23 protein-coding genes and 2 pseudogenes are annotated in these 26230 nt (G+C 70.9%); 13 read left to right on the top strand and 12 right to left on the bottom strand.

The genetic code is table 11. The features are described 5' to 3' along the window. Positions 1-2: 2 nt before the first annotated feature. Positions 3-1625, top strand: a pseudogene (locus RB628_RS14465) (peptide-N4-asparagine amidase). A gap of 143 nt (positions 1626-1768) precedes the next feature. Beyond that, positions 1769-3163: a cation:dicarboxylate symporter family transporter gene (locus RB628_RS14470; protein WP_318320804.1), complete on the top strand. Its 1395-nt coding sequence runs from the start codon at positions 1769-1771 to the stop codon at positions 3161-3163. Positions 3164-3263: 100 nt separating this feature from the next. Here RB628_RS14470 and RB628_RS14475 read toward each other — a convergent pair whose 3' ends face one another. Further along, entirely contained in the window at positions 3264-3734 is a 471-nt protein-coding gene (locus tag RB628_RS14475; protein WP_318320805.1) for a MarR family winged helix-turn-helix transcriptional regulator, read from the bottom strand. Between the two features lie 94 nt (positions 3735-3828). On the opposite strand from RB628_RS14475, the gene RB628_RS14480 reads away from it, so the two are divergent. Together RB628_RS14480 and mltG are read left to right on the top strand one after the other, a co-directional pair. Continuing rightward, entirely contained in the window at positions 3829-5628 is a 1800-nt protein-coding gene (locus RB628_RS14480; RefSeq protein ID WP_318320806.1) for an ABC transporter ATP-binding protein, read from the top strand. A 65-nt stretch (positions 5629-5693) separates the two neighbouring features. After that, positions 5694-6551: an endolytic transglycosylase MltG gene (gene mltG, locus RB628_RS14485; protein ID WP_318320807.1), complete on the top strand. Its 858-nt coding sequence runs from the start codon at positions 5694-5696 to the stop codon at positions 6549-6551. Between the two features lie 29 nt (positions 6552-6580). Here the strand turns inward: mltG and RB628_RS14490 are convergent, their stop codons facing one another. After that, complete coding sequence (locus RB628_RS14490) at positions 6581-7678, bottom strand: NAD(P)-binding domain-containing protein (RefSeq protein WP_318320808.1); 1098 nt, start codon at positions 7676-7678, stop codon at positions 6581-6583. A 66-nt stretch (positions 7679-7744) separates the two neighbouring features. Next, a pseudogene (locus RB628_RS14495) lies at positions 7745-8160 on the bottom strand (alkanesulfonate monooxygenase); the annotation flags it as partial. A 140-nt stretch (positions 8161-8300) separates the two neighbouring features. On the opposite strand from RB628_RS14495, the gene RB628_RS14500 reads away from it, so the two are divergent. Then, a complete protein-coding gene (locus tag RB628_RS14500; RefSeq protein ID WP_318320809.1) occupies positions 8301-8723 on the top strand; it encodes a YjbQ family protein in 423 nt (140 codons plus the stop codon). Here RB628_RS14500 and RB628_RS14505 read toward each other — a convergent pair. Then, positions 8696-9118, bottom strand: coding sequence for a hypothetical protein (locus tag RB628_RS14505; RefSeq protein ID WP_318320810.1), 423 nt, complete (start codon positions 9116-9118; stop codon positions 8696-8698). The genes RB628_RS14500 and RB628_RS14505 overlap by 28 nt on opposite strands. Positions 9119-9488: 370 nt before the next feature. Between RB628_RS14505 and RB628_RS14510 the strand changes: the two genes are divergently transcribed. The 4 genes from RB628_RS14510 (at position 9489) to RB628_RS14525 (ending at position 13286) form a co-directional block, all read left to right on the top strand. Continuing rightward, positions 9489-10820: a DUF2254 domain-containing protein gene (locus RB628_RS14510; protein WP_318320811.1), complete on the top strand. Its 1332-nt coding sequence runs from the start codon at positions 9489-9491 to the stop codon at positions 10818-10820. Between the two features lie 342 nt (positions 10821-11162). Further along, positions 11163-11729 carry a general stress protein gene (locus tag RB628_RS14515; protein WP_318320812.1) on the top strand — a complete coding sequence of 189 codons (567 nt, stop codon included), beginning with the start codon at positions 11163-11165 and terminating at the stop codon, positions 11727-11729. Further along, the gene (locus RB628_RS14520) at positions 11677-12744 is read left to right on the top strand and encodes a glucose 1-dehydrogenase (RefSeq protein WP_318320813.1); all 1068 of its coding nucleotides are present in this window, start codon (positions 11677-11679) and stop codon (positions 12742-12744) included. The genes RB628_RS14515 and RB628_RS14520 overlap by 53 nt, the downstream gene beginning before the upstream one ends. Before the next feature lie 47 nt (positions 12745-12791). Beyond that, on the top strand, positions 12792-13286 hold the full coding sequence (locus RB628_RS14525; protein WP_318320850.1) for a gluconokinase: 495 nt from the start codon (positions 12792-12794) through the stop codon (positions 13284-13286). Positions 13287-13832: 546 nt separating this feature from the next. On the opposite strand, the gene RB628_RS14530 is transcribed toward RB628_RS14525, so the two are convergent. After that, positions 13833-15269: a hypothetical protein gene (locus RB628_RS14530; RefSeq protein WP_412180655.1), complete on the bottom strand. Its 1437-nt coding sequence runs from the start codon at positions 15267-15269 to the stop codon at positions 13833-13835. A gap of 140 nt (positions 15270-15409) precedes the next feature. On the opposite strand from RB628_RS14530, the gene RB628_RS14535 reads away from it, so the two are divergent. Then, on the top strand, positions 15410-16720 hold the full coding sequence (locus tag RB628_RS14535) for a molybdopterin-dependent oxidoreductase (RefSeq protein ID WP_318320814.1): 1311 nt from the start codon (positions 15410-15412) through the stop codon (positions 16718-16720). 316 nt (positions 16721-17036) lie between these two features. Here the strand turns inward: RB628_RS14535 and RB628_RS14540 are convergent, their stop codons facing one another. The 3 genes from RB628_RS14540 to RB628_RS14550 are packed head-to-tail and all read right to left on the bottom strand — an operon-like array spanning position 17037 to position 19131. After that, positions 17037-17804 (bottom strand): class I SAM-dependent methyltransferase, encoded by a 768-nt coding sequence (locus RB628_RS14540; protein WP_318320815.1) that lies wholly within the window; start codon positions 17802-17804, stop codon positions 17037-17039. Beyond that, complete coding sequence (locus RB628_RS14545) at positions 17801-18418, bottom strand: DUF2064 domain-containing protein (protein ID WP_318320816.1); 618 nt, start codon at positions 18416-18418, stop codon at positions 17801-17803. Before RB628_RS14545 ends, RB628_RS14540 begins: the two co-directional genes overlap by 4 nt. Then, positions 18415-19131: a glycosyltransferase family 2 protein gene (locus RB628_RS14550; RefSeq protein WP_318320817.1), complete on the bottom strand. Its 717-nt coding sequence runs from the start codon at positions 19129-19131 to the stop codon at positions 18415-18417. The genes RB628_RS14545 and RB628_RS14550 overlap by 4 nt, the downstream gene beginning before the upstream one ends. 114 nt (positions 19132-19245) lie before the next feature. On the opposite strand from RB628_RS14550, the gene RB628_RS14555 reads away from it, so the two are divergent. After that, a complete protein-coding gene (locus tag RB628_RS14555; RefSeq protein WP_318320818.1) occupies positions 19246-20043 on the top strand; it encodes a response regulator transcription factor in 798 nt (265 codons plus the stop codon). A gap of 2 nt (positions 20044-20045) precedes the next feature. Further along, complete coding sequence (locus tag RB628_RS14560) at positions 20046-21158, top strand: HAMP domain-containing sensor histidine kinase (RefSeq protein ID WP_318320819.1); 1113 nt, start codon at positions 20046-20048, stop codon at positions 21156-21158. A gap of 30 nt (positions 21159-21188) precedes the next feature. On the opposite strand, the gene RB628_RS14565 is transcribed toward RB628_RS14560, so the two are convergent. Next, positions 21189-22190 carry an NAD-dependent epimerase/dehydratase family protein gene (locus RB628_RS14565; protein WP_318320820.1) on the bottom strand — a complete coding sequence of 334 codons (1002 nt, stop codon included), beginning with the start codon at positions 22188-22190 and terminating at the stop codon, positions 21189-21191. A gap of 205 nt (positions 22191-22395) precedes the next feature. Between RB628_RS14565 and RB628_RS14570 the strand changes: the two genes are divergently transcribed. Then, on the top strand, positions 22396-22959 hold the full coding sequence (locus RB628_RS14570; protein ID WP_318320852.1) for a DM13 domain-containing protein: 564 nt from the start codon (positions 22396-22398) through the stop codon (positions 22957-22959). A gap of 19 nt (positions 22960-22978) precedes the next feature. On the opposite strand, the gene RB628_RS14575 is transcribed toward RB628_RS14570, so the two are convergent. Genes RB628_RS14575 through RB628_RS14585 form a run of 3 tightly spaced genes read right to left on the bottom strand, consistent with a single transcriptional unit; the run spans position 22979 to position 26200 of the window. Next, on the bottom strand, positions 22979-24001 hold the full coding sequence (locus RB628_RS14575; RefSeq protein ID WP_318320821.1) for a TolB-like translocation protein: 1023 nt from the start codon (positions 23999-24001) through the stop codon (positions 22979-22981). A gap of 31 nt (positions 24002-24032) precedes the next feature. Continuing rightward, the gene (locus RB628_RS14580) at positions 24033-25307 is read right to left on the bottom strand and encodes an MFS transporter (RefSeq protein ID WP_318320822.1); all 1275 of its coding nucleotides are present in this window, start codon (positions 25305-25307) and stop codon (positions 24033-24035) included. Positions 25308-25336: 29 nt separating this feature from the next. Continuing rightward, positions 25337-26200 (bottom strand): glycosyltransferase family 2 protein, encoded by an 864-nt coding sequence (locus RB628_RS14585; protein WP_318320823.1) that lies wholly within the window; start codon positions 26198-26200, stop codon positions 25337-25339. Between the last annotated feature and the right edge of the window lie 30 nt (positions 26201-26230).

Here is a 26230-nt window from a genome sequence, read left to right on the forward strand (position 1 = left end):
CCATGAGAAGCCGGATCGTCATGTCCATGCCTGCCGGAGCGACCCTCCTGGGGAGCACCCTCGCAGGAGTGAACCCCGCTCAGTCCGCCGAGGCGGCGGCCCGGCCCGTCGACGTGCCGGCCGAGTTCGGCACCGACTGGCACGACCCGGTCACCGCTGCGCCCCCGGTCGCCAGGCCCATCGGTTCCACTTCCTGCGAAGTCACCGTCGCCGAGCCCAGTTCAAGGACTTGACGCCCTAGGAGGGCACGTACAGGCCGCCGAGCGGATGCGGCACGAGTTGGGGAAAGGTCGTGCCGCGGATGGACGGCGAGATCAAGGGCCGTCAGTACGACCGCCTCGGCTACCTCCACATCGGCGGCGCCGAACTCCTCCGTACCTCCACTCCGCAGCCCTCGCCCGACGGCATCTCCTGGTCCGTCGAGAAGGACGTCACGCGCTACAGCGACACCCTGAGCACGGCCCAGCCCGTGGAGTTGCTCATCGGAAACGTTGTCAACGACACCTACACCGGCATCCTCGACGTCAGGGTCACACTGACGTTCTACCCGGGGACACCCGCCGCGCAGGCGACGCCCGACCGCCTCCTCACCCTCCAGAACGGCACCTCACCACCCCGCGCAACAGCGAACGCATCGTCGACGAGGTGTACGCGACCGGCTCCGGAGGCGGCTGCGAGGAGTACTGGTATCTCACGGTCCCCGATACCGCCCCCTACTCCTGCAGGGCAACGGACGGCCCGTACCGCGAGGTGCAGATCAAGGTCGACGGCAGACTGGCCGGAATCGCCGCCCCCTTTCCGGCCGTGTGGACCGGCGGCTGGTCCCATCCCTTTCTCTGGTACGTGATTCCGGGACCGCGTGCCTTCGGCATCAAACCCATCGCATACGATCCGACTCCCTTTGCCGGGCTCCTCAACGACGGCCGCCCGCATGACGTGGAGGTCTCCGTCGTCGGCGTCCCGGAAGGACAGTCGGGCAGGAGCACTCCCGTGAACGTCCTCGTCTGGCAGGACGCGGAGCGCGCGCGGGTCACCGGTGGACTCACCGCCCACCATGCGGGCGCCCTTGCCAACTCCTCGACGTACACGCCCGGTTCGGCCGACGAACAGCACCGCCTCGACACCGACTGCGCACCGGCTGACCGTCGCCGGATACGTCGCACCTCGCACGGCCGGGTCGCCACCACCGTCAGCCGCGCTCTCGCCAACACCTCCGTGCACCGCTGGACCGACGGCGAGAACAACGACGGGCTGACCGCCACCTGGACGGACGCCGAGATCGTCACCACCGACGGGCGCGCGCCGGCCAGGACGACCCGCACACACCGGACGTACATCATGGACGGCACAACAACCCTCGGGGCGGGCGACCGGCTGCGGACCGTGCTGACACTCGGCGACCGGGAGGCCGTCACCGAGACCTCCGGTGGCCGGCGTACGGCGTGGTCGTGGCTCGACGACGCGTACGCGGGCGACGCGACGTATACGGCGAACGTGCCGCGAGACCGGCGCCACGCCGTCGGGACACGGGTGAGCGCTACCAGCTGTACGGCTCGGCCGGATGCCACGACCGTTCGCTGGTGACCGTGCAGGGGGTGGCCACGGAGGACCGGAACCGCTGCTGACGGTGCTGTGTGCGTGCTGTGGGGGCGGCCGATGATTTACCTGGCCGTTATACGCAGGTTGCAGACGAGGCGAACAGCTCCTCAATAGTGAGTGCGAAGCGGAAGTACTTTTCCGCATCCCAGAAATCCTTGGAGGAGTGCTCGTGCCGCAGTCCGTACCGTCCCTGCCGCGACGCGTCGCACGCATACTGCGTACCTCACTGTTCGCGCAGGTTGCCTGCGCGCTGGTGCTCGGAATCGTCGTCGGAAAACTGTGGCCCGACGTGGCCACGGATCTTCAGCCGCTCGGCGACGGTTTCACCCGGCTCATCAAGACGATCATCTCGCCGCTCGTGTTCTGCGTGGTCGTCGTCGGCATCGCCAAGGCCGGAGATCTCAAGGCGTTCGGCCGGATCGGGCTCAAGGCCCTGATCTGGTTCGAGGTGGCCAGCACGCTCGCCCTGATCATCGGGCTCCTCGCTGCCAACGTTGTCCAGCCCGGCTCGGGCATGAACGTGGACCCGTCCACGCTCAACACCTCGGCGGTCGACGCGAAGACGGGTGGCGGCTCGCTGCCCACGACGACCCAGTTCATCGTCAACGCGATTCCGACCAGTTTCATCGGCGCCTTCGCCGAGAACGAGCTGCTCCAGGTGCTGATCCTGGCCTGCCTGGTGGGCGCCGCGCTGCTGCACCTCGGTCACACCAGGGTGCCGAAGGTCCTGCCCGCCATCGAGCAGGCCCAGGAGATCATCTTCGCGGTCGTCGGCTTCATCATGCGGCTCGCCCCGATCGCGGTCTTCGGCGCGATGGCCGTCCTGATCGGCCAGTACGGCCTCGGCGTGATCGAGACGTACGCCAAGCTGATCGTCCTCTGCTACGCGGCTGCCGCGCTCTTCATCGCGCTGCTCGCCGTCGCTCTCAAGATGGTCACCGGGCTCAGCCTCTGGAAGTTCCTCCGCTACATCCGCGAGGAGATGCTCCTCGCGCTCGGCACCGCCTCCACCGAGTCCGTCATGCCGCGCGTGATGCTCAAGCTGCGCAAGGCCGGTGCCCGTGATGACGCGGTGGGGCTGGTGCTGCCGACGGGGTACTCCTTCAACCTCGACGGCGCGTCGCTCTATCTCTCCATCGGAACCCTGTTCATCGCCCAGGCCGTGGGCGTGGACCTCACCGTCGGCCAGCAGATCACCGTGATCCTGGTGCTCATGCTCACCAGCAAGGGCATGGCCGGCATCCCCGGTTCGGCCTTCCTCGCCCTGTCCGCGACCGCTTCCTCGCTCGGGGCCATCCCGGCCGGCGCCGTCGCCCTGCTGCTCGGCGTCGACCGCATCATGGACTCGATGCGCGTCGTCACGAACCTGCTCGGCAACTGCGTCGCCGTCTTCGCGGTCTCCCGCTGGGAGGGCGCGCTGGACCTGGAGCGCGCCAAGAAGGTGCTGGACCGCGAGATCGTGATCTCCGAAGAGGACGATGCGGCCGACGGGGCCGACGTGAAGGAACCTGTGAAGGCGATGGTCCCGGCCCGGATGTCCGAAGCCAAGGAGCCCGCGAGCTGACCTGCGGCAGTGGTATGTGAACGGGCCGTGGGTCCGTCTCCAGCAGTCCTGGAGGCGGACCCACGGCCCGTTTTCCGTGGGTGACCGTGCCACCCCGGTCTCAGCAGCGCCGCTCGGGCGGCGCGCCGGTCCCGTCCATGAGCGTGTCCAGCAGCCCGCCCAGCACCGCGCGCTGCTCGTCCGTCAGCGGCGCGAGGATCTCCTCCGCCGCCGCCCGGCGCGCCCCGCGCAGCTCGCTCAGCGCCTTGTGTCCGTCGTCCGTGAGTTCGATTCGGATCACCCTGCGGCTGTCCGCATCGGGCACCCGGCGCACCTTCCCGCTCACCTCCAGCGCGTCCACCAGCGTCGTCACCGCCCGGGGAACCACCTCCAGGCGCTCCGCCAGATCGGCCATCCGTGGCGGAGAACCGTGGTGCTGGAGATGATGCGAGAGGGTACGCAGTAGCCGCGACTGGGCCGGGGTGATACCGACTCCGCGCTGTTCCAGCTGGTGCTTGTGGATGCGGTGCAGACGGCGGGTCAGGCTCAGCAGCTGGTCGGCGAGTGGACCGTCGGCGTCGGGGGAACTCATGCGGGAACAATATCAGGACGCAGTTCATTGTGAGCTTAGGTAACAATGAGCTATGCTCCGCCAGTCGTCATCACCAAACCTCCCGAAGGAGCCCATGAAACCCGACCGCCCCGCCTGGACCCCGTCCGCCGACTCGGCGGACCAGCCGCGCCAGGTCCGCCGCATCCTGAAACTCTTCCGCCCCTACCGCGGCCGGCTCGCCGTCGTCGGACTGCTCGTCGCCGCGGCGTCCCTCGTCTCCGTCGCCACCCCCTTCCTCCTGAAGGAGATCCTCGACGTCGCGATCCCCGAGGGTCGCACCGGACTGCTCAGCCTGCTCGCCCTCGGCATGATCCTCAGCGCCGTCCTCGGCGGCGTTCTCGGTGTGCTGCAGACCCTGATCTCCACGACCGTCGGTCAGCGCGTCATGCACGACCTGCGCACCGCCGTCTACAGCCGCCTGCAGAGCATGTCGCTGGCCTTCTTCACCCGCACCCGCACGGGCGAGGTCCAGTCCCGCATCGCCAACGACATCGGCGGTATGCAGGCCACCGTCACCTCCACCGCGACCTCCCTGGTCTCCAACTTCACCAGCGTCGTCGCCACGATCGTCGCGATGGTCGCTCTCGACTGGCGCCTGACCGTCGTCTCGCTGCTCCTGCTGCCGGTGTTCGTCTGGATCAGCCGCCGCGTCGGCAACGAACGCAAGCGGATCACCACCCAGCGTCAGAAGCAGATGGCCGCGATGGCCGCCACGGTCACCGAGTCGCTGTCGGTCAGCGGTATCCTGCTCGGCCGCACGATGGGCCGCTCCGACTCGCTCACACGGTCCTTCGCCGAGGAGTCCGAAATCCTGGTCGGCCTCGAAGTGCGCTCCAGCATGGCCGGCCGCTGGCGGATGGCCGTCATCGGAATCGTCATGTCCGCCATGCCCGCCGTCATCTACTGGGCCGCGGGCCTCGCCCTCCAGTTCGGCGGCCCGTCCGTCTCGATCGGCACACTCGTCGCCTTCGTCTCGCTCCAACAGGGCTTGTTCCGGCCGACCGTCAGCCTGCTGAGCACCGGCGTCCAGATCCAGGCCTCGCTCGCGCTCTTCCAGCGCATCTTCGAGTACCTCGACCTGCCCATCGACATCACCGAGCCCAAGAACCCGGTCCACCTCGACACCGTCAAGGGCGAAGTCCGGCTGGAGAGCGTCGAGTTCCGCTACGACGACAAGAGCCGGCCGATCCTCGACGGCGTCGACATCACCGTCCCGGCGGGCGGCAGTCTGGCCGTCGTCGGCCCGACCGGCGCCGGCAAGTCCACGCTGGGCCACCTCGTGCCGCGGCTGTACGACGTGACGGGCGGCCGCGTCACCATCGACGGCGTCGACGTCCGCGACCTCGACTTCGACACGCTCGCCCGGGCTGTCGGCGTCGTCTCCCAGGAGACGTACCTCTTCCACGCCACGGTCGCCGACAACCTGCGCTTCGCAAAACCGGACGCCACCGACGAGGAACTGCACGCGGCGGCGCGGGCGGCCCAGATCCACGACCACATCTCCGGCCTGCCCAACGGGTACGAAACGGTCGTCGGCGAGCGCGGCCACCGCTTCTCGGGCGGTGAGAAACAACGCCTCGCCATCGCCCGTACGATCCTGCGCGACCCGCCCGTCCTCATCCTCGACGAGGCGACCAGCGCCCTGGACACCCGTACGGAGCACGCCGTCCAGGAGGCCATCGACGCCCTGTCGGCCGACCGCACCACGCTCACCATCGCGCACCGCCTGTCCACCATCAGAGGTGCCGACCAGATCGTGGTCCTGGACTCCGGGCGCGCGGTCGAACGGGGCACGCACGAGGAGCTGCTGCGCCAGGACGGGCGGTATGCGGCCCTGGTGCGCCGGGACGCCCAACTGGAGCCGACCGGGTGACGTGCACGGTCGGACAAGATGAAGATATGTCGGGTTTATAGGGTTTTGCGGGTTACCGTGCCCGCATGCAGATGAACACTCCGTCACGGAGCACGATTCGACTGACGCGCCGTGGCCGGGCCGTCCTCATCGCGACCGGGGCAGTCGTCGCGGCCACCGCCGTGGCGGTGCCACTGCTGAGCGTCGAGAGTGAAGGGGACACCCGGCCGACCTCCCTCCTCATCCCGGAGGGCTGGCGTTCGATCCAGGTGTACGAGGCGGTCGACAAGGCCCTCGCCCTGCCGGCCGGGAGCACGAAGAAGTCGCTCGGCAAGGCCCGGCTGAATCTTCCGAACGATGCCGAGGGCAATCCCGAGGGGTATCTCTTCCCGGCGACCTATCCGCTGAAGGAGAAGGCCACCCCGGAGTCCCTGCTGTCGTTCATGGTCGAAACCGCGAACCAGAAGTTCGGCGGGGCGCCGGTCACCGCCGGGGCTCAGCGCAACTCCATGAACGTCTACCAGGCGGTCACCATCGCGAGCATCGTCCAGGCGGAGGCCGCCGGCAAGCAGGACATGGGGAAGGTGGCCCGAGTCATCTTCAACCGCCTTGAGCGCGGGATGCCGCTCCAGATGGACTCGACCATCAACTACGCGCTGAACAGGGCCACGCTCACGACGACGGCGGCCGACACCCGTCTGAACAGCCCGTACAACTCCTTTCAGCGCATGGGTCTGCCGCCCACGCCGATCGCCAACCCCGGTGAGGAGGCGATGCGCGCCGCCATCAACCCGACCCAGGGTGACTGGCTGTACTTCGTCACCGTCAAGCCCGGCGACACCCGCTTCACCGCCGACTACGCCGAACACCAGCGCAACGTCGCCGAGTTCAACCAGAACCAGAAGAACCAGAAGAAACCGGAGAGCGGGCAGCCCGCCAGGTGACCTGACGGGCCAGCGGACCGTACGGGACGTCAGACAGCGGCCGGCTCTTGGTCGAGCAGCCGCCGGATGTCCCGTACGGCCGAACGCCCGGCCCGGTTGGCGCCGATCGTGCTCGCGGAGGGACCGTATCCGACCAGATGGACGCGCGGATCGGCGACCGCGCGCGTCCCCTCGACACGGATGCCGCCGCCGGGCTCGCGCAGCCGGAGCGGCGCAAGATGGTCGATCGCGGCCCGGAATCCCGTCGCCCAGAGGATCACGTCCGCATCGACACGCCGGCCGTCGGCCCACGCGACCCCGTCCGGGGTGATCCGGTCGAACATGGGACGCCGGTCGAGGACGCCGTCGGCGAGGGCCGTCCGGATCGCGTCGTCGAGGGGGAGTCCGGTGACCGACACGACGCTCTTCGGCGGCAGGCCCTGGCGTACCCGCTCCTCGACGAGGGCGACGGCCTCCCGCCCGAACTCCTCGGTGAAGGGCCCCTCTCGGAAGACCGGCGGACGCCGGGTCACCCATGTGGTCTCGGCGGCGTACGGAGCGATCTCCATCAGATGCTGGGTACCGGACGCACCCCCGCCCACCACGACCACCCGCAGCCCGGCGAACTCCTTGGGCCCCGGGTACTGCGCGGTGTGCAACTGCCGCCCCCGGAAGACCTCCTGTCCCGGATAGCGCGGCCAGAACGGCCGGTCCCACGTGCCGGTGGCATTGATCAGCGCCCGCGCGGACCAGACACCGCCCGAGGTCTCGACGAGCAGCCGCCCGTCTCCGTCCCCCTCACGCACCGCCCGTACCTCCACCGGCCGGCGCACCTTCAGGTCGAAGGTGCGCTCGTAGCTGTCGAAGTACGCGCCGATGACCTCGGCGGACGGCCGCGCCGGATCGGCGTCCGTCAGCTCCATGCCGGGCAGCGCGTGCATCCCGTGCACCTTGCCGTAGGTGAGGGACGGCCAGCGGAACTGCCAGGCGCCACCGGGATGCGGGGCATGGTCGAGCACCACGAAGCCGCGCTCCGGCGCGGAACCCGTGCGCTGCAGGTGATAGGCGCTGGACAGACCGGCCTGACCGGCGCCTATGACGACGACATCGACTTCTTGTACACCCTCGCGTACCCCGGCATTGTTCACGCTTCCACTAACCAGGGGAGGAGCAGGGATCTTCCCGAACACCTGTCCGCGACGTCGTCGGAACGATCAGCACCCGCTCGCCACCAGAAGCGGCAAACCCCCGGCCGCCCTCGGTGCGCGTTCCAGCAGACCGCGTGCCGCCGGCTCGGGGATCACGCCCTCGCCGAACCGGTACGCCTCCTCCAGACGCGGATACCCGGAGAGCACGAAGTGCTCCACGCCCAGCGCGTGGTACTCCTCGATCCGTTCCGCGACCTCGGCATGCCGGCTGACGAGCGCGGTGCCCGCACCGCCCCGGACGAGACCGACGCCCGCCCACAGGTTCGGACAGATCTTCAGCTTGTCGCGCGAGCCGCCGTGCAGGGCGAGTATCTGCTGCTGCTCCGCCGACGCACTGCTGCCGAGTGCCCCCGCGCCGCCTCGATCGTCGCCGCGTCGAGGTCGTCGAGCAGGTGGTAAGCGGTGGACCAGGCTATGGCTGAACGCGACATGCCGCCGAAAGCGGCGAGGTGACGTGACCAGGGGCAATGGCGCCACGCGGAATGGACCACCAGTATCGAGGGGTGGGAACGGCGGGAGTCCGGCGGGGCGTGGTACGTGGCGGCCGGGTAATGATGGGCGTATGTCCGATGCCTTCACCACCCGTGTCCTGAACATCGTCTCCGGCAGCAAGGAGACGGTCGTCGACCTCACCCATGACTGCGAGACCTTCCTGCGGGAGGTGGCGGGTGGCCGGGACGGCCTGCTCAACGTCTTCGTCCCGCACGCCACCGCCGGCATCGCGGTCATCGAAACGGGCGCGGGCAGCGACAGCGACCTCCTTGCCGCCCTGCACACCCTGCTCCCCTCCGACGACCGCTGGCAGCACCGCCACGGCACCCCCGGCCACGGCCGCGACCACGTACTCCCGGCCCTCGTCCCACCGCACGCCACGCTGCCGGTGCTGGGCGGGCAACTGGAGCTGGGGACATGGCAGTCGGTGTGTCTGGTGGACACGAACATCTCTAATGTCAACCGTCAGGTTCGACTGAGCTTCCTGGGCTGAGCATGATCGTCCGGGGGTGGCCGCGAAACCTCCGTACCTTGCGTGTTCGAAACGGAGAAGCTTCGCGCGGTACGGACCTGAACATGATCGAACGTCCCTGCGACGGCTGTGGCAAGTGCCTGCTCGGCGTACGGCGACTTGAGCTTGTTCCGCTTTCCGTCCTTGCCGATGACGGGCCTGCCTGCGTGCATGAGGTAGCCCAGGGTTGCCTCGGAGAGAAGGATGTTCTTCAGGCTCGTAGGCTGCCAAGGGTGGCCTCCCGCCGGCTTGCCGTACATGACCGCCAAGTGGTCAGCGGGTGAGAGCTCTCCCGCACGGGACAGACGGGCGGCCTTGCTGCTCGGCGTCACGCGCTCAGGATCGGCGAGGATGCGGCGAGCGACGGTACGAATCACATGTATGGGACGGCTCCCTTTCCACCCTCTCCTCGTTCGAGGCAGCTGGGGGCGACCAGGCAGAAGACGGTGTGTCGTCGGCCAGAAGTGCGCGGTCGAACGCATGGTGGTACCACCGACATCGCATTCCCGAAGGAGGGAGGCGTCATGGGAGCTCTCAGGAAACCGCGGCAGCCGGTCGTTGCAGGAGGCACGGCTTTCCTGCCCGGCCCCGTGGTCTGCGTGATCGCGCGAGAAGCCGGCACAGGCCCGGATGCCACCGGGCCTCGCCCCGTCCGTGGCCAGGCCCGAGTACGGACACCGCACGTATGGTCTGGGGCCGTGCGGCCCTCCCCGTCCGTAGCGGCCGTGCGCCCTGCCCCGTCCGCCGATGGGTGACACGGTCCGCGCGCAGTTGTGGCCGCTGCCGACGCTGGGCGTCGTACTCGCCGTCACCGCGGGTGTGGGGCTGCCCCGTCTGGACGCGCGGATCCAGCACGACATTCCGCCCTGGCTGACGGACTACCTGTTCGGAGGCGGCGCGGACGCCGCGCGAACGGTGCTGGAGGCGATCGCCGGCTCCCTGATCAGTGTCACGGCACTGACCTTCTCGCTCACGGTGGTGACGCTTCAACTGGCGAGCAGCCAGTTCTCCCCGCGTCTGCTGCGCACGTTCACCGCGGACCGGTACGTCCAGACGACCCTGGCGTTGTTCCTCGCGACGTTCACCTACGCCCTGACCGTCCTGCGCACCGTGCGGACCGGCGACGACGAGAAGGTCATGTTCGTCCCCCAGGTGTCGGTCACCGTGGCGTTCCTCCTCACTCTGGCCAGCGTGCTCGGCCTGGTGTTGTTCCTGTCCCACCTGACACGCGAGATCCGGGTGGAGACGATGATGCAGAGCGTCCACTCGGCCGCCAACCACACCATCCACCGGCTTCTACCCGAACGGGCCCCCGCCGCCGGGGGCCCGGGCGCGCCACCGGAACCGTCCGCCGACGCACTGCCCCTGCCCGTCAGAAAGCCCGGCTTCCTGACCGCCGTGGACGAGGAAGCCCTCCTGGAGGCAGCCGTCGAGGCCGGTGCCGTCCTGCTCATCGACCGCCACCCCGGCAGCTCCCTGATCACCGGCACACCCATGGGAGCCGCCTGGCCCCTGTCAGGAGAGCCCTTCTCTCCCGAGACCCGGACAGATCTGGTCCGCAAAGCCGCAGAGGCGGTTTCCACCGGCGCCGAACGCACCGAGGCCCAGGACGTCGCCTTCGGACTCCGCCAGCTCACCGACATCACCGCCAAAGCGCTCTCACCCGGGGTCAACGACCCCACCACCGCTGTCCACGCCCTCTCTCACTCCTCAGCCTTGCTGTGCGAGCTGGCACACCGCGACCTCGGCCCCCGGGTACTGCACGACGACCACCACCGGGTGAGAGTCGTGCTGCAACGCCCGGACCTGGGTAATCTCCTCGATCTCGCTGTGGCACAGCCCCTGCGCTACGGCGCCGGCGAGCCCGCAGTCCTGAACCGCATCGCGATGCTGCTGCGCGAACTGGCGTGGAACACCACACCCGATCAGCACCCGCCCATCGTGGCCGCACTCGACCGACTGCGAACCACCGCCGCCGACCAGGACCTCCACGCCGCTGAACACGTCCGGCTCACCGAACTGGCCCAGCAGGTCGAGAAGGCCCTGGTCGGGCACTGGACGTTCGACCGGGTGCCCTGACCTCGCTGTCCCGCCCAGGGCGCCTGCAGCGCCCGGACCCGTACCGGCCGACGGAGCGATCCCGTGATCGGCGCTCCGGAGGCTCGGACGACATCTCTGATGCCGGCACTGGCACCGTCGCCGGTGACAATCCCGTCCGCGGCGTGCGAGCAGCCGGGGAGGAGGCAATGTCCTGCGCCCCGGACGGCCTGTCCCGTTCGCTGCTCGCCGACACTGGGCCCCCAGGGCTCACGCCACCCTCGCCTCGAAGAAGAGGCGAATGCCCGAGCTCGAACCGTAGATGCCCGACGGGCGCCACCATCGCCGGGAAACAAGGCCGCGAGTTGCGGCCCCTACGAGGAGATGCAGGCCGCAGTCGACCGGCTTTCCGACGAGGGGTTTCCGGTGGAGTATCTCGACATCATCGGATCGGACCTCAGGCTCGTCGAACACGTCACCGGGAGGCTGACCAAGGGCCGTGCAGCGACAGCCGGCGTGGCGGGCGGAGCATGGTTCGGGTTGCTGATCGGTTTGCTGGTGGCGCTCTTCACTACGGGGCCTGTACGGCTGGGCCTGATCCTGGGCGGGGTGGCCTTGGGCGCCCTGTGGGGCGCCGTCCTGGGCTGGGCCGGTCATGCCGCCACCGGGGCCGGAGGGACTCCTCCTCCCGGGCGCTGGCCGCGTCACGCTACGACCTCATCGCGCGCGGCGGTCACGCCGAGCAAGGGCGGAACATCCGCAGCGCGAGAAGATGGGCGGCACCCCATAGGCTCTGCGCAACTCCCTCGGGGCCGCTCGTTGCGGCGTTTGTGGCGCCCGCGACGGGGAACCCCTGGTCTGGATGATCCTTTTGTCTGCCCGGCCGAAAGGGAGGCCGATGCGCGCATTGACCGTCCGTCCGCATGTCAGGAATTCACTGGAAGTCCGTGACCTTCCCGAGCCGGTCCCCGAGGAGGGGCAGCTGCTCGTGGACGGTCTCGCGGTCGGGATCTGCGGCACGGACAGGGAGATCGCCGAGGGCTCTTACGGTTGGGCGCCTCCGGGCCGTGAGCGGTTGGTGCTGGGACACGAGTCACTCGGACGTGTGCGTCAGGCGCCGCCCGGCAGCGGGTTCTCGGCTGGTGATCTGGTCGTCGGTGTGGTCCGCCGCCCCGACCCCCTGCCCTGCGGCGCGTGCGCGCGTGGGGAGTTCGACATGTGCCGCAACGGCCGGTACACCGAGCGGGGCATCAAGGAGATCGATGGTTACGGGTCTCAGGTGTGGTGTGTGGAGCCGGAGTACGCGGTCAAACTCGACGCGCGCCTGGAGCGCGTCGGGATGCTGCTGGAGCCGGCCTCCGTCGTGGCCAAGGCGTGGGAGCAGGTGGAACGGATCGGCAGCAGGTCGTGGTTCGAGCCGGAGCGGGTGCTGGTGACGGGGGCCGGTCCGATCGGGACGCTGGCCGCTCTGCTCGGTGTGCAGCGCGGCCTGGAGGTGCACGTACTGGACCGCGTCACCGAGGGCCCGAAGCCGTCGCTGATCGCAGCCCTCGGCGCCACCTACCACTCGGAGGACGCCGAGGTGGTGATGCGATCGGTCGCCCCGGACGTCGTCATCGAAGCCACGGGGGCGGCGGAAGTGGTGTTCGAGGCGATGTCCGGCAACGCGCGGTACGGCATCGTCTGCCTGACCGGTGTCTCACCCGCGGGCCGGAAGCTGAACGTGGAGGCCGGCACCATCAACCGGGAGATCGTGCTGGAGAACGACGCGGTGGTGGGCTCCGTCAACGCCAACCTGCGGCACTACCGGCAGGCCGCGGCGGCGCTGTCGAGGGCAGACCTCACATGGCTGGAGAGCCTCATCACGCGCAGAGTGCCACTGGACCGGGCCGGCGAGGCGTTCACGGCGCGGGACGACGACATGAAAGTGGTCCTCACGCTCGACTCGGCGGGTGGCCCGACGTGAGCGGCACGTCGTCGGCGCAGGGCCCGCGGCCACCGCTGGTCGTCGTCATGGGCGTCTCCGGATCGGGGAAGACCACCATCGGCCAGAAACTCGCCCGGCGCCTGTCCACGCCGTACGCCGAGGCCGACAACTTCCATGCGCCGCAGAACGTGGCGAAGATGCGGGCCGGCCTCCCCCTGGACGACGCGGACCGGCGCCCGTGGCTTGATGCGATCGCCGCATGGTTTGCCGAGCACGTCGAACGCGGCGGTGTGGTCACCTGTTCGGCCCTCAAGCGCGGGTACCGCGACCGGCTCGCCGCCGTGTCACCCGACGTCTTCTTCCTCCACCTCGACGGTTCGGCAGAGCTCATCGCAAGCCGGCTCACGGCCCGTGAAGACCACTTCATGCCGGCAAGCCTTCTGCAGTCGCAGATCGCCGATCTGGAACCACTGACGGCCGACGAGCCAGGAACGGCCATCTCCATCGACGGCACCCCGGAACAGACGGCCGCTCTGGCCCACGCCGCTGTTGAACAGCGCACGCGCGTTCAGGAGAGGTGAGCCAAGGACACACAGGGAGCTGAGCGTCATTCGCGCCCGCGCCCGCGCCCGCGCCCGCGCCCGCGCCCGCGCCCCGAGCAGCGCTGCGCCCGACCGTGGCGGCCGGCCAGGCTGAAGGCCTTGTGACCACCAGAATGGGGAAAGAGCCTGTGGGTATTGACCGATGAGCCGCTTGGCGTCCGGCTCGTACTCTTCGGACAGCACCCCGGCGGAGTGCAGGGCGTCGGGCCTGCTCTGAGCACCCGGCGACCGGCGGCGGGCATCCATCCCGCGACAGCAGCTGGTCGTGGAGGTCGGCGTACGACTCGCGCACCCTGCGGATGTCATGCGGGCGGTCGACCACGAGCGGCTCCACGGCTGCTCGGGACTGCTCAACTCCCACGGACAGCAGGCCTTTTACGGGCGGGTCGGCGGACGCCTCATCACCGGCAACGAGGACGGTGTGAAGCGCAGAATGATTTCACCAACCGCAACACCACCTGCATGACCAGGCACCCGACTCGGACAATACCGACCACCGCTGAACCCGAGGCAGACGGCGGCGGGTCACCAGCCGGTCAGCAGGAGATGGTTGAGGAGCAGGGCGAGGAGGGCCTGGGCGGTGAGCCAGGCCCGCGGTCGGGGGAGAAGAGCGCAGGCCGGGAGGAGCCACAGCGCGAACGGCAGCCAGATCCGCTCGGTCTCCGCCTTGCTCATCCCCGACAGGTCGGCGACCAGCAGAGCGAGCGCGGCGGCCGCCACGAGCAGGGTGAGGCGGAGCTCGGCATCGGGGCCGCCCGGTTCGCCCAGGCGGGGCAGGATGCCGTCGCGCCGCCGGGGTGCGAGGCGGTGGCGCCGCCGGACGAGCGTGGCGCCTGCCCGCCGCAGACCCGCCACGGTCGCCACGCCCACGACGACCACCGTGCACGCGAGGTTCGCCCACACCCAGTAGCCGTATGGGCGGAAGCCGCCGGCGCCCTGGTAGTAGCGCCGGACCAGCAGGTGGTACGCCTCCCACCAGTCGAATCCGGCGAGGGTGAACAGCAGCGGGACGACGGCGACTCCGGCGAGCAGGAAGAACAGCCCCCGGGTGAGATGCCGGAGCTGCTGCCGGCCCAGAACCAGCACGCCCGCCGCGATCAGGACGAACAGTGTGAGTCCGTACGAGAGGTAACAGGTCAGGCCGAAGAGCAGCCCCGAGCCGAACGCCGCGGCCCGGCGTCGGCGTTCCGTACGCCCGGTCAGGGCGAGCGCGAGCAGGGCCACGGACCAGGCGGCCACCGCCGCGAAGTACCCGTCGGCGGAGGTGCCCATCCACACCGCGGCCGGCGCGAGGACCAGGAACGGCGCCGCCCGCCGGGCCAGTTCCTCCCCGGCCAGGACCCGTACCGTGACGAGCACGGCCGCGCACGCCGTGGCGCCGACGGTGATGCACCAGATGCCGGCCCATGCCCCGCCGCCCAGGCCGATCCGGTCGAGGAGGACGAAGGTGAGGGTGGCCGCCGGAGGATGCCCGGCCACATGTGGGGGCCACTGGTCCGGGGAACCCCACAGGATGTGTTCGGTGAACGTGCGCAGGGTCCCGGGGATGTCCTCGAAACGGTCGATCACCTGGAGATACTCGTACTTGGTCGTCAGCCGCCGGGCGATCCCGCGGTGCCAGCCGTCGACGAGGGCGAGAGACCAGGTCCAGGCCATGGCGGTGGCCCATGAGGTCCACAGCAGCGGGCGCCAGGGCAGCCGTACGGCGAGGAGAGGGCCGTACGCCACGACGGCGACCGCGACGACGAGTGCGGCCGGGGTGCCGGGGCCGGTGTGCGGTGCCCAGTGGGCGTACAGGGGTGGCCAGCCCACGTGGAGGACGTCCTTCGCGCTCTTGATGGCGACGCCGACCAGCGCGGCGGCCACGACGAGCAGCACGGCTGCCACGGCGGCGAACAGGTCGCGGCGGAGGTCGCGGTCGCGGAGGCGGCCGTCGTCAGGGAGGTCCTCGTCATGAGGAATGTCGTGGTTGCGGAGATCGCGGGTCACGCGGGAACGCTAGGCCGGACGGCCGCCTCCAGCCCCCTGACAGGCGCAGACGTCAGCGTTTCGTCATGGGTTTTGGCCCCTCCCGCCGGGTGTTCCGGACCTACGGTCGGATCATGGCACGGACTCCTTCCTCTCCCGGCTTCTGGCGCAGCCCGCTGCGCGGCCCCTGGTTCACCTCCGTTCTCGGGGTGGTCCTGCTCGCCGGCATCACGGTGCTCTTCGTGACGGGGCTGCTGTCGTACGCGGCATACAATCCGGGGCTGTCGCCGGTGAACGACAAAACCCCCGACAAGGGGATCCTCGGCCTCTACCTCTTCGCCTGGCCGACCGACCCGCCCTGGCTGTACCGCCTCAACCAGGGCGTGCACGTCACGCTCGGCATCACGCTGATCCCCGTCCTGCTGGCCAAGCTGTGGTCGGTGGTGCCGAGACTGTTCCAGCTCCCGCCCGCCCGATCGCTCGCCCACGCGCTGGAGCGCCTCTCGCTGCTCCTGCTGGTCGGAGGCGCCCTCTTCGAGTTCGTCACCGGCGTACTCAACGTCCAGCTCGACTACCTCTTCCCCGGCTCCTTCTACCCGCTGCACTTCTACGGCGCCTGGGTGTTCTTCGCCGCGTTCGTCGCACACGTGGCGCTGAGGGCGCCGACGGCCGTACGCAACCTGCGCCGGCTCCGCGAGGACGGCGGGGACTCGGCTCGTCCGCCCAGCTCGACGCCGACGCCGACGCCGGCTCCGGGGCCGGTCCCCCCGCCGGTGTCCGAGGCGGAGCCCTCGCTGGTGTCCCCGGACCCCGCCGAGCCCACCGTCTCCCGGCGTGGGGCGCTGGGGCTGGTCGGGGGCGGCTCGCTGCTGCTGTTCGTCACCACGGCAGGGCAGAACTTCGACGGGCCGCTGCGCGCCACCGCCCTCCTCGCCCCGCACGGCGGTGCCGAGCCGGGCAGCGGCCCCGGTGGATTCCAGATCAACAAGACGGCCGAGTCCAGAGGGATCACCGCGGCGGAGACGAGTGAGGAGGCATGGCGGCTGACGGTGACCGGGCCCGGCGGCACCGTCCGGCTCAGCCGGGCAGAGCTGCTCCAACTGCCGCTGCACAGCGCGGCGTTGCCCATCGCCTGTGTGGAAGGATGGTCGACCTCCGACCAGTGGTGGCGGGGCGTACGGCTGCGCGACCTCGCCGCCCTCGTGGGATACGGGACCGACGCCGCGCCCGATGTCATGGTGGAGTCCCTCCAGCGGCGCGGTGCCTTCCGCCGGGCGGCCCTGCGCGCCAACCAGGTGCGCGACGCGCGCTCCCTGCTCGCCCTGGATGTCAACGGTGAGCCGCTGACCCCCGACCACGGCTACCCGGCGCGCATCATCGTGCCCGCCGCGCCCGGTGTCCTCAACACCAAGTGGGTGGCCCGTATGACGTTTGGAGCCCTGTGATGGGGAAGCTTCGCCTGCCGTTGGGCAGCCCGTTCCCTCTGCTGCTCCTGGCGTGCTCGTTCGCGCTCGCCGGGTACGCCGGGGTCCGGCTGTTCGCGGACGACTGGTTCGGGGTCGCGTTGTGGTTCGTGGGCGCGGCGGTGGTGCACGATCTGGTCCTGCTGCCGTTGTACGCGACGGTGGACCGAGTGGTCGTACGGGCGTCGGGGGCGGCCGGTCACCGCGAGTGGGCCATGTACGTTCGGGTGCCAGCCGCCCTGTCCGCACTCCTCCTGCTGGTGTGGTTCCCGCTGATCAGCGGCAGGGTGGCGGATCGCTACGAGTCCGCCACCACGCTGTCTGCGGACGGCTTTCTGCCTCGATGGCTGCTGATCACGGCCCTGCTGTTCGGCGGCTCGGCGCTGCTGCTGGCCGTGCGGCTGCGCAGGGCGACGAAGGACCGGCCGCCCGCCGTCCACTGAGCGGCGGCGCGCCAGCCGAGCGGGCGGGCGCACCGCAGCAGCGCCGGGGTGCCGAGCCGGGCCCAGGGGAACGGGGCATCACCGGCAGCGCTGCCGTCGGTGGCCCCCACGAGGCGGACGTCGACACGTTCGTCGATGTCCGCCGGGACCGTCTCCGCGATCAACAGGCCACCGGGGAGCAGCAGTTCGCCGAGCCGGCGGAGCAGGGCGTGTGGGTCGCCGCCGATGCCGAGGTTCCCGTCGAGGAGCAGGGCCGTGCCCCAGCGGCCCTCGCCGGGCAGCGGTGCGAAGACCGAGCGCCGCAGGGCCTGCCCGCCGAGCCGTACGGTGTGGGCGACGGCCGCCTCACTGACGTCGATACCGAGTACGGGCCGGCCCAGGGCAGCGAGTTCCACGACCAGGCGACCCGGCCCGCAGCCCACGTCGAGCACGGCTCCCTCGCACCGCTGGAGGACCTCCCGGTCCACGGCGTCGGCGCGGGCGCACCACCGCTCCACCTCCAGGGGCAGCAGCCAGCCGTCGTGGCGGCGCAGAAAGAGCGGGCCACGGCCGGCATGCAGGGCGTCGGAGTAGGGATCCCCGGACCAGGACCTCCCCACGGTCTTCTGCTGCGCGGTGCTCATCGGGGGGTGACCGCCCGCAGCCGGGTCAGCTCCGCCGTGAACCGGCCGTACGGCGCTGTCGCGGCGACCGCGTCGGCGTCGGCGGCCGTGTCGACGTCCCGCAGCCGTGGCAGGTCGCGGACGCGCAGTCCGGCGGCGACGAGCCGGGCACGCTGGACGGCGCCGGTGGCGGGCGTCGACATGGGTACTCCGCGCAGGAGAGCGGGGTCCGGCTCGGCCAGGCCCAGGGCCCAGAAGCCGCCGTCCTCGGCGGGGCCGAAGTACGCGTCGCACTCGGTGAAGTCCACGGTCAGCAGGTCCGGGGTGACCTGCGGGGTGTCCATGCCGATGAGCAGGGCCGGGCCGTCGCAGCCGGCGAACGCCGCGGCGAGCCGTTCGTCCAGTCCGCCCGCGCACTGCGGTGCGACGTCGAAGCCGGTCGGCAGCCAGGGGCCGGGCTCCCCGGCCAGCACCAGTACGCGGCGGCGCGCGGGAGTCGCTGCGACGGTGCGCAGGGTGTCGACCAGGGCCGCTTCGGCGAGCGCCGCCGCCTCGGTGGGAGTGAACGGCGGGGTGAGCCGGGTCTTCACCCGTCCCGGCCTGGGCTCCTTGGCGATGACGAGGAGCGTGGTCATCGGTGGATTCCTCCCGCGGTGACGGACGCGGGCGGTTCGTTCAGCACGCGGCTCATGTCCCGTACCGCCTGCCAGGTGCCCCGCCAGGTGCCGGTCACCTTGGAGACGCCGGCGCGCGGCAGGTACGGCACGTCGTGCTCGGTGACGCGCCAGCCCGCGTCCGCGGCGCGCACGACCATCTGCAGCGGGTAGCCGCTGCGCCGGTCGGTGAGACCGAGGGCGAGGAGCGGCTCGCGGCGGGCGGCGCGCAGCGGGCCGAGATCGTGCAGGCGCAGTCCGGTGCGGTGACGCAGCATCCGGGCGAGCGCCAGGTTGCCGGCCCGGGCGTGCGCGGGCCAGGCGCCCCGGCTCTGCGGGCGGCGCCTGCCGAGCACCAAATCGGCCTGCCCGTCCGCCACTTCGCGCACGAAGGGGGCGAGGAGCGACGGGTCGAGGGAGGCGTCGCAGTCACAGAAGCAGACGATGTCGGCCGTTGCGGCGGTCAGGCCCGCGTGGCAGGCGGCGCCGAAGCCGCGGCGCGGCTCGTGGACCACGGTCGCCCCCAGTTCGCGGGCGAGGTCGGCCGAGCCGTCGGTGGAGCCGTTGTCCACGACGAGGGCACGCCAGCCGGCAGGGATACGGGCCAGGACCCAGGGGAGAGCCTGGGCCTCGTCGAGGCAGGGGAGCACGACGTCGACGTCTGGTGATGTGGGAGAGGTCGTCACGACTTTCACCCTACGAGTAAGAAACGGGCATATCGGACTTCGCCTCCTTACGAAACGCGGACGTCGGAGGCCGTACGTGCCCGTGGGGCCCCACCGGCGGTGGCGCGGTGCGAGGCTGGACGCATGGAGCAACAACCACATGAGCGGAGGGCGGCCGGTGTCGCCAGGGCGCCGGTCGCCGGCGCGGCCGGCCCGGCCCGCGTCCTCGTCGTCGACGACGACCCCACCGTCGCCGAGGTCGTCGTCGGCTACCTCACCCGGGCCGGATACACCGTGGACCGCGCCGAGGACGGCCCGGCCGCGCTCGCCCGTGCCACCGCGCACTGGCCGGACCTGGTGGTGCTGGACCTGATGCTGCCCGGCATGGACGGCCTGGAGGTGTGCCGCCGGCTGCGGGCACGCGGCCCGGTTCCGGTCATCATGCTCACCGCCCGGGGCGACGAGGACGACCGCGTCCTGGGTCTGGAGGTCGGCGCCGACGACTACGTCACCAAGCCTTTCAGCCCCCGGGAGCTGGTCCTGCGGGTGGAGTCCGTTTTGCGGCGCACGCGCCCCGTCGACGGCGCCGGGCCCCTGAGCTCGGCCGGCCTCGTCCTCGACCCCGCTGCCCGCCGTGCCATCAAGAACGGCACCGAACTCGCCCTCACTCTCCGGGAGTTCGACCTTCTCGCCTTCTTCCTGCGGCACCCGGAGCGGGCGTACAGCCGCGAGGACCTGATGCGCGAAGTGTGGGGCTGGGACTTCGGCGACCTGTCCACGGTCACCGTCCATGTCCGCCGGCTGCGCGGCAAGGTCGAGGACGACCCGGCACGACCACGGCTCATCCAGACGGTGTGGGGCGTCGGTTACCGCTTCGAGCCCTTCGGCACCTCTGCCGAGGGCGCATCCGCCGGTGCGCTCGCAGAAACCGAGGAGAGCTGACCATGCGTGACACCCTGCTCATCGCCCTGTTCGCCTTCCTCGGCGCCGGCGCCGCCGGACTGCTCGGCGCGGCCGCGCTGTGGCTGCTGCGCCGCCGCTCGTTCACCACGTCGCTCACCGTCGTGGCCGCAGTGGCGGTGACCGCCATGCTCGCGGGCACTCTGGCCGTGGCGTGGGCGATGTTCCTGTCCCCGCACGACCTGACCGTGGTGACGACGGTCGTGGCGATGGCCGCCGTGGTCTCCCTGGCGACCGCCCTGCTCCTCGGCCGCTGGGTCGTCGCCCGCAGCCGGGCTCTCCAACTCGCCGCCCGCTCCTTCGGTGACGGCGGCGACTTCGCGGCCCCCGACGGCCCGGCCACTGCCGAACTCACCGCGCTCAGCGCCGAGTTGGCGATCACCAGCGCGAAGCTCGCTGCGTCACGGGAACGTGAACGCGCGCTGGAGTCCTCCCGGCGTGAACTCGTCGCCTGGATCTCGCACGATCTGCGCACCCCGCTCGCGGGCCTGCGCGCGATGTCCGAGGCGCTGGAGGACGGGGTCGCCGCCGATCCGGGCCGCTATCTGCGCCAGATCCGCACCGAGGTCGAACGTCTCAACGACATGGTCGGCGACCTCTTCGAGCTCTCCCGCATCCACGCGGGCGCCCTCGCCCTCACCCGTTCCCGGATCTCCCTGTACGACCTGGTCGGCGACGCTCTCGCAGGCGCCGACCCGCTCGCCCGTGAACAGGGGGTGCGGCTTGTCGGCAGCCGCGTCGAACCCGTGCCGGTCGAGGTGGACGGCAAGGAGATGAGCCGCGTCCTGGGCAACCTGCTGGTCAACGCGATCCGCCGGACCCCGGCCGACGGCACGGTCGCGGTGGCGGCCGAGCGGTCCCCGGACGGCGTGGTGCTCTCCGTGACGGACGGCTGCGGCGGCATCGCCGAGGAGGATCTGCCCCGGGTCTTCGACACCGGCTGGCGCGGTACCCACGCACGGACGCCCCCGGCCGGCGCGGGCCTTGGCCTCGCCATCGTCCGGGGGATCGTGGAGGCGCACCAGGGCCACGCCACCGTACGCAACATCCCCGGTGGCTGCCGCTTCGAGGTGGTGCTGCCCGCGGCCGCTTCCTGAACACGGGCAGCACCACCGGTCCGAGGAGCCCTACGAGCCACGCATCCCGGCCCGCGCGAACTCCCGCATGCCCTCCGCGAAGCCGACCTCCGCCTTCCACCCCAGTTCGGCCCGCAGCCGTGACGAGTCGGCGGTGATGTGCCGGACGTCCCCCAGCCGGTACTCCCCGGTGACCACCGGCTCGGGCCCGCCGTGTGCGGCGGCCAGCGCCCGTGCCATCTCCCCGACGGTGTGCGGCTCACCGCTGCCGGTGTTGTACGCGGTCAGCGTCCCCTCGGCCGAACCCGCCTCCAGCGCCGTCACATTGGCCGCCGCCACATCCCGTACGTGTACGAAGTCCCGCCGCTGGCGCCCGTCCTCGAACACCCGGGGAGCTTCCCCGCGCGCAAGCGCCGAACGGAAGAAGGAGGCCACACCGGCGTACGGGGTGTCGCGGGGCATCCGGGGCCCGTACACGTTGTGGTAGCGCAGGGCGACGGTCGTCCCGCCCGTCGACCGGGCCCACGCCGCCGCCAGATGTTCCTGGGTCAGCTTGGTCGTCGCGTACACGTTCCGCGGATCGGCCGGCGCGTCCTCGTCCACCAGCCCCGGCGCCAGTTCCTCGCCGCACACCGGGCACAGCGGCTCGAAGCGTCCGGCCGCGAGACCGGCGATGGTGCGTGGCCCCGGCCGCACCACCCCGTGGCGCCCGCACTCGTACCGCCCCTCCCCGTACACCACCATCGACCCCGCCAGCACGAGCCGCCGCACACCCGCCTCCGCCATGGCGGCGAGCAGGACGGCCGTGCCCAGGTCGTTGCGGGAGACGTACTCCGGCGCGTCGGCGAAACCCGTGCCGAGGCCGACCATGGCCGCCTGATGGCACACGGCGTCCACACCGCCCAGCGCGTGGGCGACCGCCTCCCTGTTCCGCACATCCGCGCCGAGATCCGACGCCACGTCGAACACGACGGGATCGTGCCCGCGCTCCGCCAGCACGTCGACGACATGGGACCCGATGAACCCGGCACCGCCGGTGACCAGTACACGCATAGGGCTCACGCTAGGGCCGGTCAACCGCCGTACCGGCGGCCACGCCCGACACGTCACCCTTCCGTAAGGGGACGGCCCGGCAGCGTACCGGGCGCCGGGACGTAAGGAACTCGTCATCGGCCGACCCGGGTCAGGGTGACTCCTCCGCCCGTTGAATGTGGTGACGACACGGATGCGCGGAACGAGGAGCGGGACGGGCATGGGCATGGGGAGCGTGCGAAGGGGGTCGCTGATCACCGGGCTGCTGGTGGCGGTGGTCGTGGGAGTGGGGGCCGGGGTGTACTGGTTCCAGCCGTGGAAGCTCTGGCAGGACGAGACGGTGACGGAGTCCCTGCCCGCTGTCGCGGAGCCCTCCCGGAACCCTGCAGCGGAATCCGTGGCGTCGTCCTCCCCCTCTGCCTCTGCACCGACCGGACCCGTGACGCTGGCGAGCGGCGAGCTGATCAGCCACGAGCACACGACATCGGGAACGGTGAAGCTCGTACGGCTCGCCGACGGCACCCATGTGATCAGGCTGGAGCGGCTCGACACCAGCAATGGCCCGGACCTGCGCGTATGGCTGACCGACGCCCCGGTGAAGGAGGGGCGTGCCGGCTGGCATCTCTTCGACGACGGCGAGTACGTCAGCCTCGGCGAGCTCAAGGGCAACAAGGGAAGCCAGAACTACCCCCTGCCCGAGGGCGTCGACCCGTCCCGGTACACCAGTCTCAGCATCTGGTGCGACCGCTTCGACGTCTCGTTCGGCGCCGCCGAACTCGCCGACGCCTGACCGCTCCCCTCCTCGCTGTCTACAGCGGCGCCGGGGAGGAGGCCCCCGCGATCAGCAGGCGGGGGCTGCCCCTGCCGTTCGCGGGCACGCTCCACAGGTCGCTGCTGCCGACCTCGCCCTCGGTGGGGAGGGCGTAGGCGAGGGTGTTGTTGTCGAGCCAGGTGGCCTGGTCGTCGACGCTGTGGCGTTCGGCGAGCGCCGTCTCCTTCAGGGTGCTCAGGTCGAGGACGTACTCGTGCCAGAGCGCGGTACGGGACAGGACCCGCTTCTTGAAGGCGACGCGGGTCCCGTCGGGGGAGAGCGAGGGGCACTCCACGTTCTCGATCAGGGTGGTGACCTTGCCCTCGGAGACGGAGCCGCGCACCAGGTAGGTCTTGCTGGCGGTGTTGAGGGTGGCGTAGAAGGTGTCGTCGTCGGAGGCGAAGGTGACGCCCCAGAAGTTGACGTCCGATGCGCGGTAGGGCTTGCCGTCCAGGACGATGGAGAACGTCTCCAGACTGGGCGTCAGCCGCATGGTGCGGGTGTCCAGGACCGACGTCCGGGTCGAGAAGAAGGCCGACGCGTAGGACTCGCCGGAGACGAAGACGGTCCAGGCGGCGAAGCGGCCGCTGGGTGAGACCCGGGCCCGGCTGGGGGTGCCCGCGAGCGGAAAGGTGCGCACGGTACGGAGGCCGACGTCCAGAAGCAGGGCGCGGTTGCTCTGCTTGAGGACACCGGGGACGGACTGGAGGCAGACACCTGTGCCGGCCGCCGCGTAGAAGCGTGCGCACTTCAGGTCCGAGGCGGTCCGGCCACCCCCGGGGTCGGTGGACGGGACCGAGGCGACCGCGGTGCGGTGCGGGCCGGCGGCCGCGTTGACGAACGTCAGGCGGCTCTTCTGGTCGAGCGTCAGCCTGCCCGTGCTGACGGCGGGACCGCCCGGCTGCGGCTGCTTCCCCTGCTCCGCGCGGTCGGCGGCGTTCAGGACCACTCCGGTGCCCAGGCCCGCGAGGAGCAGCACCCCCGTGAGGAGTATGAACAGGCGGCCGCGCAGCGATGTCATCTTGATCCTCGGGGCTTTGTGACGGTGGTGGTCATCGGGTCCCGCCGGTCGGCCGCAGGACCACGGCCGCGACGGCCGCGCAGCACAGCAGACCGACCGCCGAGCCGGCCAGCGCGGGGCCGTCGCCCCACACCGTCCAGGCGGCGCCGAAGGCCAGCGAGCAGCAGAACCGGGCCAGCGCCTGACTGGTGCCGACGATGGCGAGGCCGCTGGCGCGCAGTTGCTCGGGCACGATGTCGGCGAGGGCGGCCGGAAGTACGCCGTCGGTGGCCGCGTAGAAGACGCCGTGCAGGGCGAGCACGAGGAAGGGAAGGGCCGGCGTGGCCGGGGCCCACAGCAGGAGGGCGTAGCCGGTGAGCAGACCCACGTGCCCGGTGAGGAACACGGTGCGCCGCCCGATCCGGTCGGCCAGCGCGCCGACGGGCACCGCCAGCAGCAGGAACACCGCGGCCGTGCCCAGCGGCAGCAGCGGAAACCACTCGTCGGCGATGCCCGCGCGCCGTTGCAGAAGCAGATACACGAAGGCGTCGCTGACCGTGGTCAGTCCGAGGAGCCCGGCACAGCCGGCCAGCGCCCGCAGCCGCGGCAGACGCAGCAGCCCCAGCGCTTCCCGCACCCGGACGGGCGGCCTGGCGTCCGCCACACCTGCTTCCTCCTCCTGCTGCGCGCCCTGCCGTCTGCCTGGTACGAACAGCACCAGCACGAGTACGCCGAGCACGGCGACGCACGCGCTCACACCGAACACGGCGTCGTAGCCGTCGGCTGCCGCGCGCAGGATGAAGAAGGCCGCCAGCGGGCCGAGCATCGCGCCCGTGGTGTCCATCGCCCGGTGTACCCCGAAGGCGCGCCCCTGCCTCTCGGACGGCGTGGACAGGGAGATCATCGCGTCGCGCGGGGCGGTGCGCAGGCCCTTGCCGGTCCGGTCCAGGGCGAGGACCGTGCCGAGCGCGCCGATGCTGCTCGTGAGCAGGAGCAACGGCTTGCAGAGGGCGGACAGGCCGTACCCGAGCCCGGCCATCAGCTTGTGGTTGCGCACCCGGTCGGCGAGATGGCCGCCGGTGAGCTGGACCAGCGCGCTGACGCCGTTGTAGACGCCGTCGAGGGTGCCGAACACCAGCGGGGTGAAACCGAGCGTGGTGACGAGGTAGAGCGGCAGAACGGCGGTGACCATCTCCGAGGAGATGTCGGTGATCAGGCTGACCGTGCCCAGCACGAGTACGACCGGGGCGACCTTGGGCCCCGCGCCGCGTCTTCGGCCCTGTTCGGTGTCCGCCTGCCGAGGGGCGGAGCGGTCGGTGAGATACATGATCGAGGAGAACTCCAGGTGCGGTGCGATCAGTTCTGCCGGCTGCTCTCGTCCCGGAGCCAGGTGCCGAAGTCCTGTGCCCGGATGGCCTTTCTGGCCTCCCGCCGGGCGGCGACCGCCGCCGCGACGAAGACTACGACACTCGTGAAGAGCTTCGGATCCCTGCGGAGCAGGGCTTTCAGGTCCGCCGTGCTCGTGCGCGCCGAGGCTTCTTCCGGTCCCTGATGCTGTTCGACCTGGGCGGTGGAGACCGCGGCGCGGACCCGCCGTCTCATCAAGTCGGGCCAGGTGCGCGGCGGGTGGACCACGACACTGGCCTCGCCGACCACCAGCCGCTCCTGCGGGGCGAACGCCAGGGACGCGGCCAGATCGTCCGCCATCAGCGGTGGCAGCGCGGCGATGCGGGCGTGCCCGGCCTTGGAGACCGCGATGACCCCCCGACCGAACAACCCCGCGCGCACAGCGGGCAGTTGCTGCCACACCCGGTAGTAGGCACGCACCCGCCATGCGCAGGCGGCCAGCGGGATCCGCCGCTCGGGGGCGGTGGCGAGGATGTCCGAGGCGTCGTCGAGCAGGGGTGCGGTCAGCGCCCGTACGTCGGCGCCGGCGAGCACGACGTCCGCGTCCACGTAGAGGCGGGGGAAGCCGCGCGCGTGGTCGTCTCCCGCCCGCAGGGCGGCGTGCTTGGAGGGGGTGGGTATCTCGACCACCCGCACACGCGGCCCGCGGGCGGCCGCGATCCGCGCGGTGTCGTCCGTGCAGCCGTTGCACACGACCACGATGTCGGTGCCGTTCTCGGAGGGGTCGTCCTCGGAAAGGTCGGCCAGCAGCGAGTCGAGGAGTCGGCCGATGACTCGCGCCTCGTTGTGGGCCGGGATCACGATGCTCGTCACGTGGGCAGTATGCCGTCAGTGTCACTAATG

Source organism: Streptomyces sp. ADMS (genome assembly GCF_033441795.1).
In the GTDB taxonomy this organism is placed as follows: Bacteria; Actinomycetota; Actinomycetes; order Streptomycetales; family Streptomycetaceae; genus Streptomyces.

Bases quoted from the DNA above. Each gene is read 5' to 3' on its own strand.
- RB628_RS14475 (WP_318320805.1), bottom strand. From the start codon at position 3,734: ATGAGTTCCCCCGACGCCGACGGTCCACTCGCCGACCAGCTGCTGAGC.
- RB628_RS14480 (WP_318320806.1), top strand. From the start codon at position 3,829: ATGAAACCCGACCGCCCCGCCTGGACCCCGTCCGCCGACTCGGCGGAC.
- mltG (WP_318320807.1), top strand. From the start codon at position 5,694: ATGCAGATGAACACTCCGTCACGGAGCACGATTCGACTGACGCGCCGT.
- RB628_RS14500 (WP_318320809.1), top strand. From the start codon at position 8,301: ATGTCCGATGCCTTCACCACCCGTGTCCTGAACATCGTCTCCGGCAGC.
- RB628_RS14510 (WP_318320811.1), top strand. From the start codon at position 9,489: ATGGGTGACACGGTCCGCGCGCAGTTGTGGCCGCTGCCGACGCTGGGC.
- RB628_RS14515 (WP_318320812.1), top strand. From the start codon at position 11,163: ATGCAGGCCGCAGTCGACCGGCTTTCCGACGAGGGGTTTCCGGTGGAG.
- RB628_RS14520 (WP_318320813.1), top strand. From the start codon at position 11,677: ATGCGCGCATTGACCGTCCGTCCGCATGTCAGGAATTCACTGGAAGTC.
- RB628_RS14525 (WP_318320850.1), top strand. From the start codon at position 12,792: ATGGGCGTCTCCGGATCGGGGAAGACCACCATCGGCCAGAAACTCGCC.
- RB628_RS14535 (WP_318320814.1), top strand. From the start codon at position 15,410: ATGGCACGGACTCCTTCCTCTCCCGGCTTCTGGCGCAGCCCGCTGCGC.
- RB628_RS14540 (WP_318320815.1), bottom strand. From the start codon at position 17,804: ATGAGCACCGCGCAGCAGAAGACCGTGGGGAGGTCCTGGTCCGGGGAT.
- RB628_RS14545 (WP_318320816.1), bottom strand. From the start codon at position 18,418: ATGACCACGCTCCTCGTCATCGCCAAGGAGCCCAGGCCGGGACGGGTG.
- RB628_RS14555 (WP_318320818.1), top strand. From the start codon at position 19,246: ATGGAGCAACAACCACATGAGCGGAGGGCGGCCGGTGTCGCCAGGGCG.
- RB628_RS14560 (WP_318320819.1), top strand. From the start codon at position 20,046: ATGCGTGACACCCTGCTCATCGCCCTGTTCGCCTTCCTCGGCGCCGGC.
- RB628_RS14565 (WP_318320820.1), bottom strand. From the start codon at position 22,190: ATGCGTGTACTGGTCACCGGCGGTGCCGGGTTCATCGGGTCCCATGTC.
- RB628_RS14570 (WP_318320852.1), top strand. From the start codon at position 22,396: ATGGGGAGCGTGCGAAGGGGGTCGCTGATCACCGGGCTGCTGGTGGCG.
- RB628_RS14575 (WP_318320821.1), bottom strand. From the start codon at position 24,001: ATGACATCGCTGCGCGGCCGCCTGTTCATACTCCTCACGGGGGTGCTG.
- RB628_RS14580 (WP_318320822.1), bottom strand. From the start codon at position 25,307: ATGTATCTCACCGACCGCTCCGCCCCTCGGCAGGCGGACACCGAACAG.